At 74.0% G+C, this 17,879-nt stretch carries 12 protein-coding genes and 1 pseudogene; 6 read left to right on the plus strand and 7 right to left on the minus strand.

The window, feature by feature from the left end:
* Positions 1-115 precede the first annotated feature (115 nt).
* A pseudogene (locus OG736_RS08725) lies at positions 116-1,638 on the plus strand (APC family permease).
* On the opposite strand, the gene OG736_RS08730 reads toward OG736_RS08725, so the two are convergent.
* The 4 genes from OG736_RS08730 to OG736_RS08745 all read right to left on the minus strand — a co-directional run bounded on the left by OG736_RS08730 (position 1,639) and on the right by OG736_RS08745 (position 9,713).
* Positions 1,639-6,270 (minus strand): hypothetical protein, encoded by a 4,632-nt coding sequence (locus OG736_RS08730; protein ID WP_327181934.1) that lies wholly within the window; start codon positions 6,268-6,270, stop codon positions 1,639-1,641. It abuts the pseudogene before it with no gap.
* A gap of 124 nt (positions 6,271-6,394) precedes the next feature.
* Positions 6,395-7,273: a hypothetical protein gene (locus OG736_RS08735; protein ID WP_327181935.1), complete on the minus strand. Its 879-nt coding sequence runs from the start codon at positions 7,271-7,273 to the stop codon at positions 6,395-6,397.
* 52 nt (positions 7,274-7,325) lie between these two features.
* Positions 7,326-8,855, minus strand: coding sequence for a hypothetical protein (locus OG736_RS08740; protein WP_327181936.1), 1,530 nt, complete (start codon positions 8,853-8,855; stop codon positions 7,326-7,328).
* Positions 8,856-9,011: 156 nt separating this feature from the next.
* Entirely contained in the window at positions 9,012-9,713 is a 702-nt protein-coding gene (locus OG736_RS08745; protein ID WP_327181937.1) for a GntR family transcriptional regulator, read from the minus strand.
* 169 nt (positions 9,714-9,882) lie between these two features.
* On the opposite strand from OG736_RS08745, the gene OG736_RS08750 reads away from it, so the two are divergent.
* The 5 genes from OG736_RS08750 to OG736_RS08770 are packed head-to-tail and all read left to right on the plus strand — an operon-like array spanning position 9,883 to position 14,363.
* On the plus strand, positions 9,883-11,193 hold the full coding sequence (locus OG736_RS08750) for an MFS transporter (RefSeq protein ID WP_327181938.1): 1,311 nt from the start codon (positions 9,883-9,885) through the stop codon (positions 11,191-11,193).
* Positions 11,190-12,044 carry a putative hydro-lyase gene (locus OG736_RS08755; RefSeq protein ID WP_327181939.1) on the plus strand — a complete coding sequence of 285 codons (855 nt, stop codon included), beginning with the start codon at positions 11,190-11,192 and terminating at the stop codon, positions 12,042-12,044. Before OG736_RS08750 ends, OG736_RS08755 begins: the two co-directional genes overlap by 4 nt.
* Before the next feature lie 20 nt (positions 12,045-12,064).
* Positions 12,065-12,832 (plus strand): LamB/YcsF family protein, encoded by a 768-nt coding sequence (locus OG736_RS08760; protein WP_327181940.1) that lies wholly within the window; start codon positions 12,065-12,067, stop codon positions 12,830-12,832.
* A gap of 2 nt (positions 12,833-12,834) precedes the next feature.
* Positions 12,835-13,497, plus strand: a complete 663-nt coding sequence (locus tag OG736_RS08765; RefSeq protein ID WP_327187561.1) for a 5-oxoprolinase subunit B family protein — start codon at positions 12,835-12,837, stop codon at positions 13,495-13,497.
* The gene (locus tag OG736_RS08770) at positions 13,494-14,363 is read left to right on the plus strand and encodes a 5-oxoprolinase subunit C family protein (RefSeq protein ID WP_327181941.1); all 870 of its coding nucleotides are present in this window, start codon (positions 13,494-13,496) and stop codon (positions 14,361-14,363) included. Before OG736_RS08765 ends, OG736_RS08770 begins: the two co-directional genes overlap by 4 nt.
* A gap of 27 nt (positions 14,364-14,390) precedes the next feature.
* Here OG736_RS08770 and OG736_RS08775 read toward each other — a convergent pair whose 3' ends face one another.
* The 3 genes from OG736_RS08775 to OG736_RS08785 are packed head-to-tail and all read right to left on the minus strand — an operon-like array spanning position 14,391 to position 17,868.
* Positions 14,391-15,500: an SGNH/GDSL hydrolase family protein gene (locus OG736_RS08775; protein WP_327181942.1), complete on the minus strand. Its 1,110-nt coding sequence runs from the start codon at positions 15,498-15,500 to the stop codon at positions 14,391-14,393.
* The gene (locus OG736_RS08780) at positions 15,497-16,726 is read right to left on the minus strand and encodes a glycosyltransferase (RefSeq protein WP_327187562.1); all 1,230 of its coding nucleotides are present in this window, start codon (positions 16,724-16,726) and stop codon (positions 15,497-15,499) included. Before OG736_RS08780 ends, OG736_RS08775 begins: the two co-directional genes overlap by 4 nt.
* Positions 16,727-16,740: 14 nt before the next feature.
* Complete coding sequence (locus OG736_RS08785; protein ID WP_327181943.1) at positions 16,741-17,868, minus strand: glycosyltransferase family 4 protein; 1,128 nt, start codon at positions 17,866-17,868, stop codon at positions 16,741-16,743.
* Positions 17,869-17,879: the final 11 nt, after the last annotated feature.

Consider the following 17,879-nt stretch of genomic DNA (forward strand, 5'->3'; position numbering starts at 1 on the left):
TTCACAGAGCGAGCGCAGATCTTCGAGGCGTGTGAACGGACTCGGCCGACGATGATCTCGCGGGCTGATCGCCCTGGTGGTGTGCTGGACTCCTACGAGCACCAGGAGTTCGCCCATGACGACAGCCGAGCATCCACCAGGCCCTCAGCAGGACGACGCCGAGCTCGCCGAGTTCGGCTACCGACCCGAGCTCAAGCGGACCTTGGGCAACTTCCACACCTTCGCCGCGGGCATCAGCTACATCTCGATCCTGACCGGCACTTTCCAGCTCTTCTACTTCGGCTACGGCAGCGGCGGCCCCGCCTACTGGTGGTCCTGGCCGATGGTGTTCGTCGGCCAGTTCGCGGTCGCCCTGTGCTTCGCGGAGCTCGCTGCCCGCTATCCGGTCGCGGGGTCCGTCTACAACTGGTCGAAGAAGATCGGCAATCCGCATCTGGGCTGGCCGGCTGGATGATGTTGACCGCCTCGATCGTGTCGATCGCGGCCGTGGCGCTGGCCTACCAGTTGACGCTGCCGCAGATCTCCTCGACCTTCCAGTTCGTGGGGGACGGCACCGGCAAGTACGACGTGGCGACCAACGCGGTCGTCCTGGCCACCGTGTTGATCCTGTTCACCACGTTGGTCAACGCGTTCGGCGTCAAGCTGATGGCGACGATCAACACGGCCGGTGTGTTCATCGAGCTGATCGCCACCGTCGTACTGATCGTCCTGTTCGCCGTCCACGTCACCCGCGGCCCGCAGGTGGTCATGGAGACCAACGGCACGGGAGCGGGTTACGGGACCGGGTATCTGGGCGCGTTCCTGGTGGCCTCGCTGGCCTCGGCGTATGTCATGTACGGCTTCGACACGGCCGCGTCGCTCGGCGAGGAGTCCATCGACCCGTCCCGCAACGCGCCCCGGGCGATCATCCGGGCGATCGTCGCCTCCTTCGTCCTCGGCGGACTGATCCTGCTGCTCGCGCTGATGAGCGTCTCCAGCCTGAAGGGCGAGAAGCTGTCCACGGACGGGCTTCAGTACGTCGTGCTCGACGTGCTCGGTCCGACGGCCGGCAAGGCCATGCTGTGGTGTGTGCTGATCGCCGTCACGGTGTGCGCCCTGGCCGTGCACACGGCGGCGATCCGGCTGGCGTTCGCGATGGCCCGCGACAACAACCTGCCCGGGTCCGCGCGGCTGGCCAAGTGCCACCCGCGCTTCCAGACCCCGGTGCTGCCGACCGTGATCATCGGCGTGCTGGCGCTGGCGATCCTCGTGGTCAACATCCGCCAGCCGCAGATCTTCACGGTCGTCACCAGCATCGGCATCATCATGATCTACCTCGCCTACCTGGGCGTGACCGGCCCGATGCTGGTGGCGCGGCTGCGCGGCCAGTGGCAGCCGGCGAGCGACGGGAAGTTCTCGCTCGGCCGCTGGGGGCTGCTCGTCAACCTCGTCGCGGTGGTGTGGGGCGCGGCGATGACGACCAACCTGATCTGGCCGCGTGCCTCGGTCTACAACGCGGCGGCGCCCTTCCACTGGTACCTCCAGTGGGGCGCCGTCCTGTTCGTCGCCGTGATCGCCGGCGGTGGTTTCGCCTACTACTGGTTCGTGCAGCGGCACCGGACCGGTGTCCTCGAGGACCACCGCCTGACGAAGAGCTGATCAACCGGCGTTCGGCGCGGGCCGTTTGTACATCCGGGTCGCCGTGATCTCGCTGCGCACCTGCACCGCTTCGTCTTCTCCGGCCGGGGCTTGCTGCGGCAGACCCGGCCGGAGGTGTTCCTCGACGCTGATGTACTTCAGGCCCGCCCGCAGGTCGGCGTCGTTGCGCAGCCGGATGACCAGCGGGAACTCCGCCAGCGCCGTCGTGTCGAACAGCCCTGTGGTGTAGAGGAGCTGCACGCCGAGGGCGTCCGAGACGGCGCGCTGGAGCTCCAGCAGATAGGTCGCGTTGGCGCGCCCGATGGGGTTGTCGAGGAACAGCGTGCCGGCGTACCGGTGTTTGTCCCGGCCCCGGTCGTTGCTCCTGAGCGCCGCCATCGTGCAGTACAGGGCGATGGCCGCGGTGAGCAGTTGCCCACCGGAGAACACATCGCCCATCTGACCGACGGGGACCCGCTCGGCCCGCAGTACCGCGTCCGGCTTGAGGATCTCGACGGCGACACCCTTGGGCTGGAGGGCCGCGCCGACCCCACGCAGCAGCAGTGACATGCCGTCGCGCCGCAGGTCGGAGTTCTTCTTCACGGCGGCCCGGGTCGCCTCGTCGATGACTTCGCCGAGCCGCTCGGTGAGGGTGCTCTGGTCGGGTTCCTCGAAGCGGATGCGCAGGAACTCCTGGCCGGACCACTCGCCGAGCCCCTCGGGCAGCCGGGAGAGCCGCTGGGCCGAGCGCAGGGTGGCGAGCGCGGACTCGACGAGCCCGCGCAGCCGGTCCACGATCGAGTCCCTGTTGCGCTCCAGCTGCTCCAACTCGTCGGTCAGGACCCGCAGTCGGGGCGCGAAGGCGTTCGCCCACTTCTGCGCGTGCTCGGGCAGCGCTGAGGCGGGCAGCTCCCGGATCTGCTGGCGGGCCGGGGTGCGGACCTGCTCGTAGCGCGTGGAGTTGGCGTGCCGGACGAGGATGTCACTGGCCTCGCGGACGGCGGACTCGGCGGCGGACAGGTCGGCGGCGCAGCCGCGCAGCGAGCGGCGGGCGTCGGCGGCCGACTGGCGGGCCTCCTCCGGGGTGCCCGGGTAGGGCTCCGCCTCCTCCTGCTCCTCCTCGGAGGTGTGTTCGCGCAGCAGGTCGCGGAGCATCGCGGCGATCTCGTCGAAGCCGCCGGCCGCGTCCTCGGCGGCGCGGTGGCCGGCCAGGAGTTCGGCGTGGGCCTCGCGGGACTGACTCAACGCCTCGGTGCGGGCGGCGAGTTCGGTCGTCGCGGTGCGCAGCAGCGCCTGGGCGTGCTCGGCGTCGCGCGGCTGGAGCTCCTCGGGCAGCTCGGTGTGGGTCTCGCCGTCCTCGGGGGCGTGCCGCTCGGTCTCGCCGCGCAGCCGCCCGAGCTGCTCGCTCGCGGTGGACACACGGGCCTCCAGGAGCTGCACCAGTTCCTCCGCGCGTGCGGCGGCGGCCTGCCGGGACGGCCCGTCGGAGCCGTCGGGCGACTGGAGCAACTGCTCCGCGCGCGTGCGGACCTTGTTGCTGAGCCGGTCCAGCTCGGTGCGGGCCCCGCTCTCGTCGCTCTCCGCGCGAGCCTGCTCGGCCCGCAGGTCCGCGCCGACGCCGACCTTCTCGTACAGCTGGGACGCCGCCCGGTAGGCCTCGCGGAGGGCGGGCAGGGACGCCTGGGACGCGTCCGTCCCGCCTTCCGGTACGTCGTCGGGGGCACCGGCGATCTCGGCGCGTTCGGCGCGCAGCGCACGCGCGGTGCGGCGGGCGTCGTCGGCGGCTCGCTGGGCGCCGCGCCGGTCCTCGTCGGCGGCGCGGGCGCGCTCCAGGCAGGTCTGGGCCCGGCTCTCCGACTCGGCGGCCTCGTCGGCGAGTTCACGCACCTTGACCTGCCAGCCTGCGCGTTCGCGCAGCCGGAAGGCGAGGCCGGCCAGGGCGTCGGCGGCTCGCCGGGCCTTCTGCGCGGCCTCCTGGCGCTCGTCGCGCACCTGGGCCGCCTCGGCGGCGATCTCGTCGGCCTCCGCGCGCGCGGTCCGTGCCTCGGACAGCTCGGCCTCGGACTCCTCGGCGAACGCGCGTGCCTCCCCGGCGGACCGGGCCAGTTCGGTGAGCCGCCCGGCAGGGCAGCCGGTGCGCCAGGAGGCCAGCCGGGCGGCCAGCTCCCGGTCCTTGCCGAGCCGCGCGGCGAGCCGGCGGATGTCGTCGTCCCGCTCGGTCGCCCGCGCGCGCAGCGCCTGCCGTTCCTCGTCGGCGGCGTGCTCGTCGTGCATGGCCGGGTTCGGCGGGACGAGGAAGACGTCTGCGCTCCGCGCGTCGGCCGCCGGGGTCGGCGCCAGCAGGGCGGCGGCCGTACCGACGGCCACGGCCGAACGGGGCAGCAGCGCGGCTTCACCGAGCGCCTCACGCGCGCGTGCGTGCGACGCGGGGTCGGTGATGATCACGCCATCGACCAGTTCGGGCCGCGCGGCGAGCACGCGCGCGTGGTCGGCGGGGTCGACGGCCTGCGCGAGGTAGCGCCAGCCGGGCAGGGCGGGGATGCCGTGCTCGCCGAGGAACTCGACCGTGGCCAGCACGTCCGGGCCGGGCGGCAGCAGTCCCCCGTCACCGAGCGCGCCGAGGATGCGGGAGTCGTCGGCGGCCGCGGTCCGCAGCTCGAAGAGCTGCCGTTCGGCGGAGGAGACGGCGTCGTCGAGGAGCTCGCGCAGCTCGTCGGCGCAGCGGTCCAGGTCCTCGGGAGCCAGCAGGGAGCCGTCGTCCGGCTCGCCGTTCTGCCGTGGCTGCGGGATCCGCGGGCGTGCGCCGCCGCCGGTCAGTCCGAGCAGCTCCGCCAGCCGTTCCTCGCCGGCCAGGGACTCGGCGAGCCGCAGCTCGGCCTCGTGGGAGCGGTGCGCGGCCGTCGCCGCGTCGGCGGCCCGGGCCGCGGTGAGCTCGGCGCGGGATTCCGTGGAGGCGGCCTCGCGCGCGTGCTCGGCGGCTCTGCGTGAGGCGTCACGCGCGGTGTCCCAGGCGGCGACGGCGGTCTTCTCCGCGTCGCTGGCGGCGAGGGCCGCGCGGGCGGGGTCGGCGTCGGGTGCGCTGTCGTCGAGCCAGCCCGCGCGTACGGCCTCGGCGGTCTCCTGCTCGACCTCGGAGAGGCGCTGGCGCAGGTGGCCGACCTCGCTGCGGGCCCGCTGGGCGTCGGTGGCGGCGGACGTCGAGTCCCGGTGCGCGGACTCGCCGACCTCTTGGAGTGCCGCCGAGCGCTCCTCCTCCTCGTTGGCGAGGGCCTCGGCGTTCTCGGCGGCCGCGTGCAGGGCCCGTACGAGGTCGACGGCGGCCCTGGCGCGGGCGGCGAGGGCGGGGGCGGCGTCGCGTTCGGCCTCCTGGATCGCGGCGGAGACGCGCGCGACCCGGTCGGCGGCGGCGCGGTGGCGCAGCACGGCCTCGGCGGCCTGCCAGGCGGAGTGCAGGGTGCGGGCGTCGGCGAGTTCGCGCTTCTGTGCGGCGGCGGACTTCTCGGCGCCGGCGAGCGCCAACGAGGCATGGCGGTAGGCGAGTTCGGCGGCGATCAGCGCGCTGCGCCCCCGCGCGCTCTCGGCGTGCGTGACGGCGTAGGCGGCGGCCGTGACCCGCTGGGCGAGATCACCGGCCCGCGCCTTCTCCCGCAGGCCGCGCGAGGACAGCCGTCGGGCCAGCGCGCGGGTGCGGCGCTCAGCGCCGGCGTGGATGTCACGCGCGCGTGCCCGCGCCTCGGCGGCCTCGACGATCCGCCCGAGCAGGTCCACCGAACCGGCGGTGAAGTCCCGTTCGGCGATCAGCTCGGCGCGGCGGCCGAGCTTGTTGCCGAAGCCGCTGACCAGGTCGGCGAGCCCGTCGGTGTCCCGTGTGTCCGTCACCGCGCGCAGCAGCAGGTCGGTGAAGTCGGAGTCCTTCTTGACCGCGAAGAGGCCGGCGGCCTCGCCCTCGTCGGCGTTCATCTCCCGCTGGTAGCGGAAGAGTTCGGGGTCCAGGCCCAGCTCGCCGAGGTGCTCGATCCACCGGTCGTGGATCTCCTCCCAGTGCACCTCCAGGTGCGGATACGCCTTCCCCGCCTCGGTGATGGCGTCCCGGAACCCCTTCATGGTGCGCCGCCGCCCCTGCGCGCCGGAGGCGCCCTCGACGGGCGGGCGTACGGCGGTGGACTCGGCGACGGGCAGGTTGTCCAGGCTCAGCCCGGGCCCGGGCCGGAACGAGTACCAGGCCTCCGCGAACTTCCGCGGATCGTTGGACACCTGCCGCCCGCGCCACTCGCTCGCCTTGCCGACGACGACACACTCGCCGGTGAGCACGTGCTGCCACTCCAGCGCGACGTGTCCGCAGTCGTCGGCGAGCAGGAACTTCCGGAGCACGCCGGAGCTGGCGCCGCCGAGCGTGTTGCGGTGGCCCGGCAGCATCACCGAGAAGATCAGCTTGAGCAGGACGGACTTGCCGCCGCCGTTCTCCAGGAAGAGCACGCCCGCGGGCGCCGGCCGGCGCGGCGGGCCGACCGGCTCCTCCTCGAAGAACTCCGCCTGGGTGGGGGCGGGGTCGGGCACGATGTCGCCCACGCCCCGCAGGTCAAGCACGGTGTCGGCGTAGCGCGCACCGGCAGGCCCGATGGAGTAGAGGCGGACCCGGGACAGCTCGTACATGGCGGACTCTCGTAAGTCTTCGGCAGATCGGGGGGGAGGCGCTTCAGAAGCTCAGGGGCCCGAAGGCCCATGAGCCCGAAAGCTCGGTAGCTCGGTAGCTCGGTAGCTCGGTAGCTCGGTAGCTTCAGGAGTGGAACGGCAGTCCGGCGTCGGCCACCAGGTCCAGGTCGTCGGACTCCTCGGCGGGCAGCAGCGTCGGAGAGCCGTCGGTGACCGGGACGACGCCCAGCTCCAGCAGCTCGGCCATGGCGGCACCGCCCGCCATGTCACGCACCTGGAGCTGATAGCGGGCGGTCGTCCGGTAGGTACCTCCGCTGTCGTCACCGGTCCGCTGGAGGAAGCCGGAGTCGGTGAGGAACGCGACGGCCTTGCCGACGATGCCGGTCGTCGAACCGGCGAGTCTGCGGGCGTCCTTGGTGGCGCCGGTGGAGCTGCGTCTGGCCCAGATCCGCCAGGCCGCCTCCAGGCCGGGCGCGTCGGTGGCGGGGTCGGTGTTCTCGCCCTGCTCGTCCGCCCGCTCCTCCAGCCGGCGGCAGGCCTGGCGTACGAAGGCGTCCACCCCGTTGACGCTGACCCGGCCGATGTAGCCGTCGTCGGCCAGGTCCTCGGGCCGGGGGAACGCCATCGCGGCGACGGAGAGATGCGCGAGCCCGTGCAGGAACCGGTCGCCACCGTCGGCGGACGTACGACGCGCGTAGTCCCCCATCCGCACGGCGAACACCGAGTCCTCGGCGGCGGTCACCGCCATCCCCGCGCGCGGGGAGACCTCCAGCACGATCAGCCCGAGTCCGGTGGCCACGGCGTCGGCGAGCCGCGCGAACGCCGGGTCCTCCCGGTACCGCCGCAGCAGCTCGGCGTACTCCTGGTCCCGCGCGGGCTGCAGCTTGGGCGTCAGCCCGAAGGCGACGAGCCGCGCCGCGTCGGCGGCGTCGGCGGGGGTGACGGCGGCGTTCGCCGCCGGGGCGGGGGCCTCCGTGTCGCTCCACTCGACCTGCTCGGTCACAGCTTCGGCTCCTTGGTGTTCTCGTGCTCGTCCACTCGGTTCCCGACCCGGCTCATGCCGCCTCCGTGCGGTCCGCCGCCATCCCCGCGGCGTCCAGCAGGGCGGTGCCGACGATGAGATCGGCTCCGCCGAACCCCGGGTCGTCCAGTTCCCTGCCGTCGTCCACGGCGAACAGCAGTTTCTCCTCGCCCTGCCGGTAGGCGGTGCCCACGGCCGGGCTGGCGGCGTGCACGGCCAGCAGTGCCACCAGGTAGGCCAGTTCCTCGCCGCCCTCGGCCCGCGCCTCCTCGAGCAGTCCCGACAGCCGTCGAGGCGCGTCCGCCGGCAGATCGAGCAGCTCCTTGGCCATCGCCAGCTGTTCCTCGCTGAACCGGCTGTCGTCCGGCGTCGCGATGAGGTCCGGCTCGGGCATCTCCGCGCCCAGGTGCTCCCGCTCCACCGGCGGCGTCAGCAGCAGGTCGACGAGGTCGCCCACTCGTACCGAGACCGGCGTGCGCAGTCCGGTCCCGCGGGCGAAGAACGCGTCGGTGACGCGGACCGCCTGCTCCAGCGGCAGCCGCAGCACGGGGGTGACGAGGTGCCCGTAGAGGTCGATCCCCGAGGAGGTCATGGGCGTGGCGAAGGCCTGTCGGTCCTGCTCGGCACGGAACAGCGGGCCGGCCTCCAGCAGCCGGGACTGCAACTGGGTGTGCCGGCGGATGCAGTCCTTCACGATGTCGACGAGCTCGGCGGCCCGCCGCTTGTTCTCCGCGTCCTCGATCTCGTCGCGTGCCTTGCGGATGTTGGTGAGGATCGCGTTCTCGTGGCGGTAGCGGTCGGCGACGTGGTCGAGGGCCTCGGCGATCATGTCGGGGACGGCGTTGAGCCAGTCCACCGCGCGCACGTTGCGCCGGGTCGCCTCCAGGGCGCGGCGCAGCGTCTCCGAGTACTGCACGGTGCGGTAGCGGGCCTGTTCGGCGGCCAGCTGGGCGTCGGCGAGGCGGCCGCGCCGGATGAGCACCTCGAGCTTGACCTCGGCGGCGATCTGCGCGCTGGTGACGTCGGTGTCGAGGGCGCCGACGAGGACGTTGACCGCTTCGTCGGTCGTGCGGAGGTAGACCGCGCCGTCGTAGCCGGGGACCTCTTCGATCAGCTTGAAGTCGTAGTCGCGGCGCACATAGGTGCCGTCCGGCGCGAACGTGCCGTACGCGGCGCGGAAGCCGCGGTCGACGCTGCCGACGTTGATCAGGTTCTCCAGCACCCAGCGGGCCACCCGCTCGTGCTCGGCGACGGGCCGCCGCGGGGCCTGCGCGGCGATGCGCGGCATGAGGCGGGCCACTATCTGGTCGTGGTCGGCGCCGGTGTCGAAGTCCATGTTGAGTGTGACGAGGTCGATGGCGGCGAGGGCGATCTCCGCCATGCCGTAGACCGAGTACTCACCGGCGAGGTTGGCCTTGCGGGCGTCGAGGTCGTGGATCGGCGCGGTGCACGCGAGCGCGCGCAGCCGCCGCGCCAGCCCCTCGTCGGCCGCCGGGCCCGGAGCCGGGCGCGGCGCCGCGCTGAGCTGGGGCGGAACACGGTCCGTCGACGCAGGCGAAGTCACGGTGCACAGACTAGGTCCTCGGTCTGACATCGACCCAAACGACGCGGATCGCCTCCGGCGGTCGGGCGGGCGACCACCGGCCGTGTCTCGTCCGCGGGCCGGTGGGGCCTGTCGCGCTCACGCGGCGGAGCCGCACATCGGTACCGCCCCGCGCCGCTACAGGGCGTGGTCCTCCCCCACCCTTCGTCGGTACACCTCGACCACCCTTGCCGAGGAATCGTCGAGGTAGACCGTGAGCAGTCGCTCGGCCCCCGCCTTGTCGCCCTCCTCCAGGGCCTGGAGGATCTGGCGGTTGCGCTGGAGGTACGGCTCGTGCAGCCGCCGCGGCTCGTCGACGAGGTGGAAGGCGAGGCGCAGCTCGGCGAAGACGCTGCGCATCAGCTCGTCGGTGCGCACGCTTCCGGCCAGGGCCACGAGTTCGCGGTGGAAGTGGAAGTTGGCGGTACCCAGTCCTTTCCAGTCACTCTCGACGGCCGCGACCTGGCCTTCGGTGACACTCGCCCGGAGGCCGTCCAGCGTGTACGGCGGCTCCCCCAGCCCGCGTACGACGGCGCACTCGACGAGCGCGCGCGTGCGGTAGATGTCCTCGACGTCCTCGACGGTCAGGACCCGGACGAACACGCCCCGGTTCAGCTCGTGGACGAGCAGGCGCTCATGGGTGAGCAGCCGGAACGCCTCGCGCAACGTGTTGCGGGAGACGCCGAGCGCCCCGCCGATGCTGTCCTCCGACAGCCGTGTCCCGGGCGGGAAGTAGCCCTCGGCGATGCGGCTTCTGAGGATGTCCGAAACCCGTTCGGCCGTGCTCGTGCGGCCCAGGAGGGCGCGGTCGTCGGCCAGTCCCGCCAGCTGCTCTGCCATGCCCGGAATTCAACCGCAGACACGAGAACGAAACAACATGGGTATTGAAGGATCGTTCAACGATCCTCTACCTTCCTTTCATGGCACCGCCCGTCCCCGCCGCGGCGACCGCCTCCGCACGGCACAGCTCACTCCCCGCACCCTCCGTCCTCCCTCAGCGAGGTGCCCCATGAGCACGCCCCCTCCGTCCCGGACCCCGGCCACCGACACCCGCCCCGCCGCCGCTCCCGCCCCCGGGACCGCACCCGACGACGGCGCTCTGGCCTGGCTGCGGGCCCTCGGCCCGCGCGGCCGCCGCGCCTTCGCCGGCGCGTTCGGCGGCTACGCCCTCGACTCCTACGACTACTTCACGCTGCCGCTGAGCATGGTCGCGCTGGCGGCCCACTTCGGCCTGGACAGCGGCCAGACCGGCCTGTTCACCACCGTCACCCTGGTCGCCTCGGCGATCGGCGGCGCCGCGGCCGGGGTGCTGGCCGACCGGATCGGCCGGGTCAGGGCGCTGATGATCACGGTGATCACGTACGCGGTCTTCACCGTCGCCTGCGGCTTCGCGCCCAGCTACGAGACACTGCTGGTCTTCCGGTCCCTCCAGGGCCTCGGCTTCGGCGGCGAGTGGGCGGTCGGCGCGATCCTGGTCGCCGAGTACGCGAGCGCGAAGCACCGGGGCCGCACCCTCGGCGCGATCCAGAGCTCGTGGGCCGTCGGCTGGGGCCTCGCGGCTGTGGCGTACACGCTGGTCTTCTCGTTCTTCGGCGACGACGTCGCCTGGCGCGTGATGTTCTGGACGGGCGCGCTGCCCGCGCTGCTCGTGGTGTGGATGCGGCGCCGGGTACAGGACGCGCCGGAGGCCACCGCCGCCCGCGAACAGAGCGCGGAGAAGGGCTCGTTCCCGGCGATCTTCAAGGGGCCGCTGTTGCGGACCACGCTCTTCGCGGGCCTGCTCTCCACCGGTGTGCAGGGCGGCTACTACACCCTGGCGACCTGGGTGCCCACGTATCTGAAATCAGAGCGCGGCCTGTCGGTGGTCGGCACCGGCGGCTATCTGACCTTCCTGATCTCGGGGGCCTTCCTCGGGTACCTCACCGGCGGCCACCTCACCGACCGGCTGGGCCGGCGCCGCAACATCTGGCTGTTCGCCCTGCTGTCCGCGGTGTGCATCCTGGCGTACGCGAACATCCCGAGCGGCGCGGACACCGTGCTCCTCGTGCTCGGTTTCCCGCTCGGGTTCTGCATGTCGGCGATCTTCAGCGGCTTCGGCTCCTACCTGAGCGAGCTGTACCCGACGGCCCTGCGCGGCACGGGACAGGGCTTCACCTACAACACCGGCCGCGCAGTGGGCGCCGTCTTCCCCACCACGGTCGGTTTCCTCGCCGACAGCTGGGGCGTGGGCGGCGCGCTGGTGTTCGGCGCGATCGGCTACGCGATCGCCGCCCTGGCGCTGCTCGGGCTGCCGGAGACCCGTGGGAAGGAACTGGAGTGAACCGTCCGAACCTCACGCAGGACAGCCGTCCGCCCCTCGTCGACGACCGTCCCGTCACCCTCCTCGACGAGCACGCGCACGCGTGGAGTCCCGCCACCGCCCGGGCCCGCTTCCGGGCGGGCCTGGCGGGCCCCACGGCCGGGGTCGCCGGCGGCCACACCCAGGTCAACCTGATCTCGGTGCCCGCGGACTGGGCGTACGACATGCTCCTGTTCTGCCAGCGCAACCCGAAGCCCTGTCCCGTCCTCGACGTCACGGACGCCGGCTCCTGGACGACCGTCCTCGCCGAGGGCGCCGACCTGCGCACCGATCTGCCGCGCTACCGGGTCTGGGCGGACGGGGAACTGGTGGACGAGCCGACGGACGTGCGCGCCTACTGGCGTGACGACCTGGTGTCGTTCCTGATCGGGTGCAGCTTCACCTTCGAGTGGGCGCTGTCGGGGGCGGGCGTCCCCATCCGGCACGTCGAGCAGGGGCGCAACGTCCCGATGTACGTGACGAGCCGCCGGTGCCGGCCCGCGGGGCGACTGCACGGCCCCATGGTGGTGTCCATGCGTCCGGTGCCGCCGCAGCACCTCGCGGCGGCCATCCGGGAGAGCAGCCTGCTCCCGGCGGTGCACGGCGGCCCCGTACACTGCGGCGATCCGTCGGGACTGGGCATCGACGACCTCGGCCGGCCCGACTTCGGCGACCCGGTGCAGGCCGCTCCGGACGACATCCCGGTGTTCTGGGCCTGCGGTGTGACCCCGCAGGCCGCGGTGATGGCCTCGCGCCCGCCGTTCGCCCTCACCCACGCCCCGGGACAGATGTTCCTCACCGACGCCCGCGACGAGCAGTACCGCGTGGCTTGAGAACGAGATACGAAGGAACCATGACCGCGACGACCGCGATCGATCTGAACGCCGACCTCGGCGAGGGCTTCGGCCGCTGGGAACTGACCGACGACGAGCGACTCCTGTCCGTCGTCAGCAGCGCCAACGTGGCCTGTGGCTTCCACGCCGGGGACGCGGTCACCATGCGCCGGGTGTGCGACCTGGCGGCCGAGCGGGGCGTGACGATCGGCGCGCAGGTCTCCTACCGGGACCTGGCGGGGTTCGGGCGGCGCTCCATGGACGTGCCGCCCGCCGAACTGGCCGCCGAGGTGGCGTACCAGATCGGCGCCCTGGAGGTGTTCGCCCGGGCGGCGGGCGCGCGCGTGGCGTACGTGAAGCCGCACGGCGCGCTCTACAACCGGGTCGTGCACGACGAGGAGCAGGCCGGCGCGGTGGTCGACGGGGTGCTCCTCGCCGGCGCCGCGCTGTCCGTGCTCGGGCTGCCCGGCTCACGCCTGCTGGAGCGGGCCCGGGGGGCGGGGCTCCCCGCCGTCCCGGAGGCCTTCGCGGACCGCGCGTACACCGAGGAGGGCACGCTCGTGCCCCGTGGACGGGACGGGGCCGTGGTCACCGACCCGGACGCCGTCGTGGAACGGTCGGTGCGCCTGGCCCGCCTCGGGCAGGTCACCTCCCACGCGGGGTCGTCCATCGACGTGCACGCGCGTTCGCTGTGCCTGCACGGCGACACGCCCGGCGCGGTGGAGCTGGCGCGCCGGGTCCGGCGTGGGCTGGAGGAGTCGGGCGTACGGGTGGAGGCCTTCGCATGAGCGTGCGTGTCCTGCCTGTCGGCGACGACGCCCTGCTCGTCGAGCTGGCGTCGGGCGCGGAGGCCGAGGCCCTGCACGCGGAACTGCTGCGTCGCCGCGCGGCGGGCCTGCTCAGTGCCCGCGAGATCGTCCCGGCGGCTCGCACCGTCCTCCTGGACGGTCTGACCGACCCCGGCCGGCTGGCGTCCGAACTGGCCGCGTCCGACGTACCGCCCGCTCCCCCGCGCGAGCAGGCGGCCGTGGAGATCGCTGTCCGGTACGACGGCCCGGACCTGGCCGAGGTCGCCGCCCACTGGGGCGTCCCCGAGGAGGAGGTCGCCCGCATCCACGCGGCCACCGAGTTCCGGGTCGCCTTCTGCGGGTTCGCGCCCGGCTTCGGCTATCTCACCGGCCTGCCTCCGCGCTACGACGTGCCGCGCCGGGCCACCCCGCGCACCGCCGTACCGGCCGGTTCGGTGGCGCTGGCGGGGCCGTACACGGGTGTGTACCCGCGTGCGTCGCCGGGCGGCTGGCAGCTGATCGGCAGCACGGACGCAGTGCTCTGGGACCACGCGCGCGTGCCGGCCGCGCTGCTGTCGCCGGGCACGCGCGTGCGCTTCGTCCCCGTGGGACCGTGGGAACCGGTGGGACGGGGAGAACCGATCGGACCGGTGGACACCTCATGAGCGACCGTGCAGTCTCCGTCGTCCGCGCCGGGGCGCTCACCACGGTGCAGGACCGGGGCCGCCCCGGGCACGCACATCTCGGCGTGCCCCGTTCCGGCGCTCTCGACGCGCCCGCGGCGGCCCTCGTCAACCGGCTGGTGGGCAACCCGCCCGATGCGGCCGTCCTGGAGACGACGCTCAACGGCTGCGCCCTCAGGCCGCGTTCCGACCTGACCGTCGCGGTCGGCGGCGCGCCCTGCCGGGTCACGGTGGACGGCCGGCCGGTCGCCTGGGGCGCGCCCGTACGGGTACGCGCCGGGACCCTCCTGGACATCGGACCGGCCGTCTCCGGAGTACGCACCTACGTGGCCCTGGCCGGCGGCATCATCGTCGAGCCGATCCTCGGCAGCCGGTCCACGGACCTGCTCTCGGGCCTCGGCCCCGCGCCGCTCACGGACGGCACCGTCCTGCCGCTGGGGCGCGAACTCGTCCCGCACGCGCGCGTGGACGTCGCCCCGCAGCCGGCGCCCCCGGCCGAACTCGTCCTCCGGGTGACGCTCGGCCCACGGGACGACTGGTTCACCCCGGACGCGCTCCGCGCCTTCACCTCGAGGACGTTCCTCGTGTCCTCGGCGAGCAACCGCATCGGGCTGCGCACCGAGGGGCCCGCCCTGGAGCGTGCGCGGAGCGGTGAGCTGGCGAGCGAGGGCATGGTCCTGGGCGCCGTACAGGTTCCGCCCGCCGGCCGCCCGGTGGTCTTCCTGGCCGATCACCCGACCACCGGGGGCTACCCGGTGATCGGGGTCGTCCGCGCGGGCGATCTCGCGGCGGCGGCGCAGGCCGTGCCCGGAACGCCGGTCCGCTTCGTGGCCGTACGCCGAAGGTGACGCGGGCGGTGTCGGCCGCTGCGGGCTTCAGGCGGCGTCCGGCTGCCGTTCCGCCACGGAGAGCGCGGCGAGGGCCGCGGACACCGCCGCGGAGGCCCGCAGATCGAGGCGGGCGCTCGTCCCCCGCGCGCCGTGCCGCAGCTCGTCGGCGGCCAGCGTGAGCAGTTGCGGGAGCAGGTCGGTGCAGCGCCGGGCCACCCAGCCGGTGCCCGCGGTCGCCAGCCACCACAGACTCGCCGAGGTCGTCGGCGCCGGGAACTCGGGCTCGGGCGAGGGCGCGGAACCGGTCGCGAGGCCCGCCTCGGCGAGCACCGCGTGGAAGCGCACGGCCAGTTGCCGGTGCCCCCGCTCGCCGGGGTGGAGCCGGTCCGCGCTCCACATGGCCCGGTCCGTCAGCCAGGCGCCCTCCGCGGCGTGCAGGTGGACGGCGCCGTAGCGCTCGGAGAGCGCGTGGACGACGGCGTTGACCGCGCGTTGCCGCCGGGCCAGTGGCCGGGCGAGAGCACCGGGCAGCCCGAGGGTGCCGCCCGGGTCGGGCAGGCACGCGGTGAGCAGGACCGCGCCCTGCTCGGCGAAGGCGCCGTAGACCGTGTCGAGCCGGGCCGCCACGGCATGGATGTCGAAGGTGCAGCGCAGAGTGTCGTTGACGCCGACGACCACGGAGACGACGTCGGGCCGCAGTTCCAGCCCGGCCGGGAGCTGCCGTTCCAGCACGTCCCGCGTCTGCGCGCCGCTGACCGCGAGGTTGACGAACTCGACGGGCTCCCCAGGCGCCACGGACGCGCCGGTCCCTACGGACGCGCCGGTCCCCACGGGCCTCTCGCCCTCCGTGCTCCCCGCAAGCGCCCCGACTCCCGCAAGCCCGTCGGTTCCCGCAAGCCCCTCGCCCTCCGTGGTGCCCGCGAGCGCCTCGACCGCGGCAAATCCCCCCATGCCCGCAGACCCTGCCACCGCCTCGGTCCCCGCAAGCTCCGTCCCCGGGTGCCTCTCGGCCCCCGCCGCCCGCGCGGCACCCTCGATCTCACCGACCAGACCCTGGGCGAGCAGTGCGGCCCAGCCGCGCCACCCCTCGCCCACGGGGTCCCCCACCCCCTCGGTGAGCGAGTCCCCGAGGGCGACGAAGCGGACGCGTCTCATCCGAGACCTCCGGGCACGAAGGGACGCACAGGTGCGGTCACCGGTGCCGGGACCGTCGCCGTCGCGTCGTGTGCCGCGAGGAAGGCGTCGACCGCCGTACCCCAGCCGAAGCACTCCGCACGCGCGCGTGCGGCCTCCCGGCGGGCCGCGAGGGGGCGCTCCAGGAGGCTCTCCACGGCGTCCGCGAACGCCTCCCCCCGGTCGGCCGCCGTGGCTCCCGCGGCGCCGATCACCTCGGGGAGCGCCGAGGAGGCGCTCGCGACGACGGGGGTCCCGCACGCCATGGCCTCCAGGGCGGCGAGCCCGAACGTCTCCGCGGGTCCCGGGGCCAGACACACGTCGGCCGAGGCCTGCAAGGCCCCGAGCGCGCCGCGGTCGGACACATGCCCCAGGAACGTCACGGGCAGCCCGCGCTCGCGGGCCCGCTGCTCCAGTCGCGGCCGCAGCGGTCCGTCGCCCGCGACGACCAGAACCGCCCGCGCGCCGCCCCGCAGCAACGCCTCCAGGGCGTCCAGCGCCGTGCCTGGCCGCTTCTCCACCGACAGACGGGTGCACATCACCAGCAAGGTCTGGTCCTCGCGCGCGTGACGGGCCCGCAGCCCGGCGTCGTACAGGGCGGGGTGCCGTTCGACGAGGTCGACGCCCAGCGGCGCCCGCACGACGTTCCGCGCCCCGATCCGCACGAACTCCCGCTCGGCGAACTCGGTGGTGCACACCACGCGCGCGTACGTGTGCGCCGTACGGAGGTTGAGCGCGTCGGCGGCGCGCCGGGCCGCGCCTTCCGGCACGCCCCAGGTGCGCAGGACGCCGTCGGCGGTCTCGTGGGAGACCATCACGGCGGGCACGCGGGCCCGCCGCGCCCACCTGCCGGTCCAGCGCAGCGTCGTGCGGTCGGAGACCTCCAGGCGGTCGGGGGCGAGTTCCTCCAGCAGGCGGGCGACCCGCCGTTTGTCGGTGAGGACGCGGTAGCCACCGGTGCCGGGCAGCAGTGGCCCCGGCAGGGTGATCACCCGCCCCTGCTCGGTGCGACGGTCGCTCTCCCGCTCGCCGGGCACGATCAGGACGGGGTCGTGGCCGGCCGCGCGATAGCCCCTGCCGAGTTCGCGCAGGGCCGTGCGCAGTCCGCCCGAGGCGGGGGCGACGAAGTTGGCGAGCCGCACGATCCGCAGCGGCCCGGCACTCGGTATGGGGCGGGCGGGGCCGTTCCCGCCGTCGGCGCCGCTCATGCCGTTCGGGCCGCTCATGCCGCCACCACCAGTCGACGCGCGGCGAGCACGTCCTCGTAGTGACCGATGAGCCGGTCGCCGACGGCGGCCCAGGTGCGTCCCTCGACCGTGACCCGCCCGGCTGCGCCGTAGGCGGCCCGCCGCGCGGGGTCGGCCACCAGCCCCGCCACCGCGTCCTGCACGACGGCGGCGTCCCGGGGCGGGACGAGCAGGCCGGTACGCCCTTGGGCGACCAGGTCCAGGGGGCCGCCCGCGGCGGGCGCGACCACCGGCACACCGCTGGCCATGGCCTCCTGCACGGTCTGGCAGAAGGTCTCGAAGGGGCCGGTGTGCACGAACACGTCCAGCGAGGCGAAGATCCGGGCGAGTTCGTCGCCGGTGCGGTTGCCCAGGAAGACCGCGCCCGGCAGGGTCTCCTCCAGGCCGGGCCGGCTCGGTCCGTCGCCCACCACCACGACCCGCACACCCGGCAGCCCGCAGACGCCGGACAGGAGCTCGACGTGCTTCTCGGGGGCGAGCCGTCCGACGTAGCCGACGATCAGCTCGCCGTTCGGGGCGAGCGCGCGGCGCAGTGCCTCGTCGCGGCGGTCGGGGCGGAAGCGCAGGGTGTCCACGCCCCGCGGCCACAGCTTCACCCGGGGCACACCGTGCGTGTCCAGGTCGTGCAGAGCCGCGCTGGAGGGGGCGAGGGTGAGGTCGGCGGCGGCGTGGACGGACCGTATCCGGCGCCAGGCGGCTGCCTCGCCGGCGCCCATGTAGGTGCGGGCGTAGCCGCCCAGGTCGGTCTGGTAGACGGCGACGGCGGGGATACCGAGCCGGGCGGCGGCCGACATGCCCCGTACGCCGAGGATGAAGGGGCTGGCCAGGTGGACCATGTCGGCCCGGTGCTCGGCGATGGCGGCGGCGACGCGGCGGCTGGGGAGAGCGACGCGGACCTGGGGGTAGCCGGGGAGCGGAAGGGAGGGGACTCGGACGACGGGGCAGGGCGCTTCGGCGTCCGGCCCGGTCCCGGCGGCGGTGGCCGGGGCGACGACGACGGGGGCGTGACCGCGATCGACGAGGTGTCGGGCGGTCTGGAAGGCGCAATGGGCCACGCCGTTCACGTCGGGGGGAAAGGATTCGGTCACGATGACGACACGCATACCCGTGTTGT

Origin of the sequence: Streptomyces sp. NBC_01334 (assembly GCF_035983595.1) — a bacterium.
Classification (GTDB): domain Bacteria; phylum Actinomycetota; class Actinomycetes; order Streptomycetales; family Streptomycetaceae; genus Streptomyces; species Streptomyces coriariae.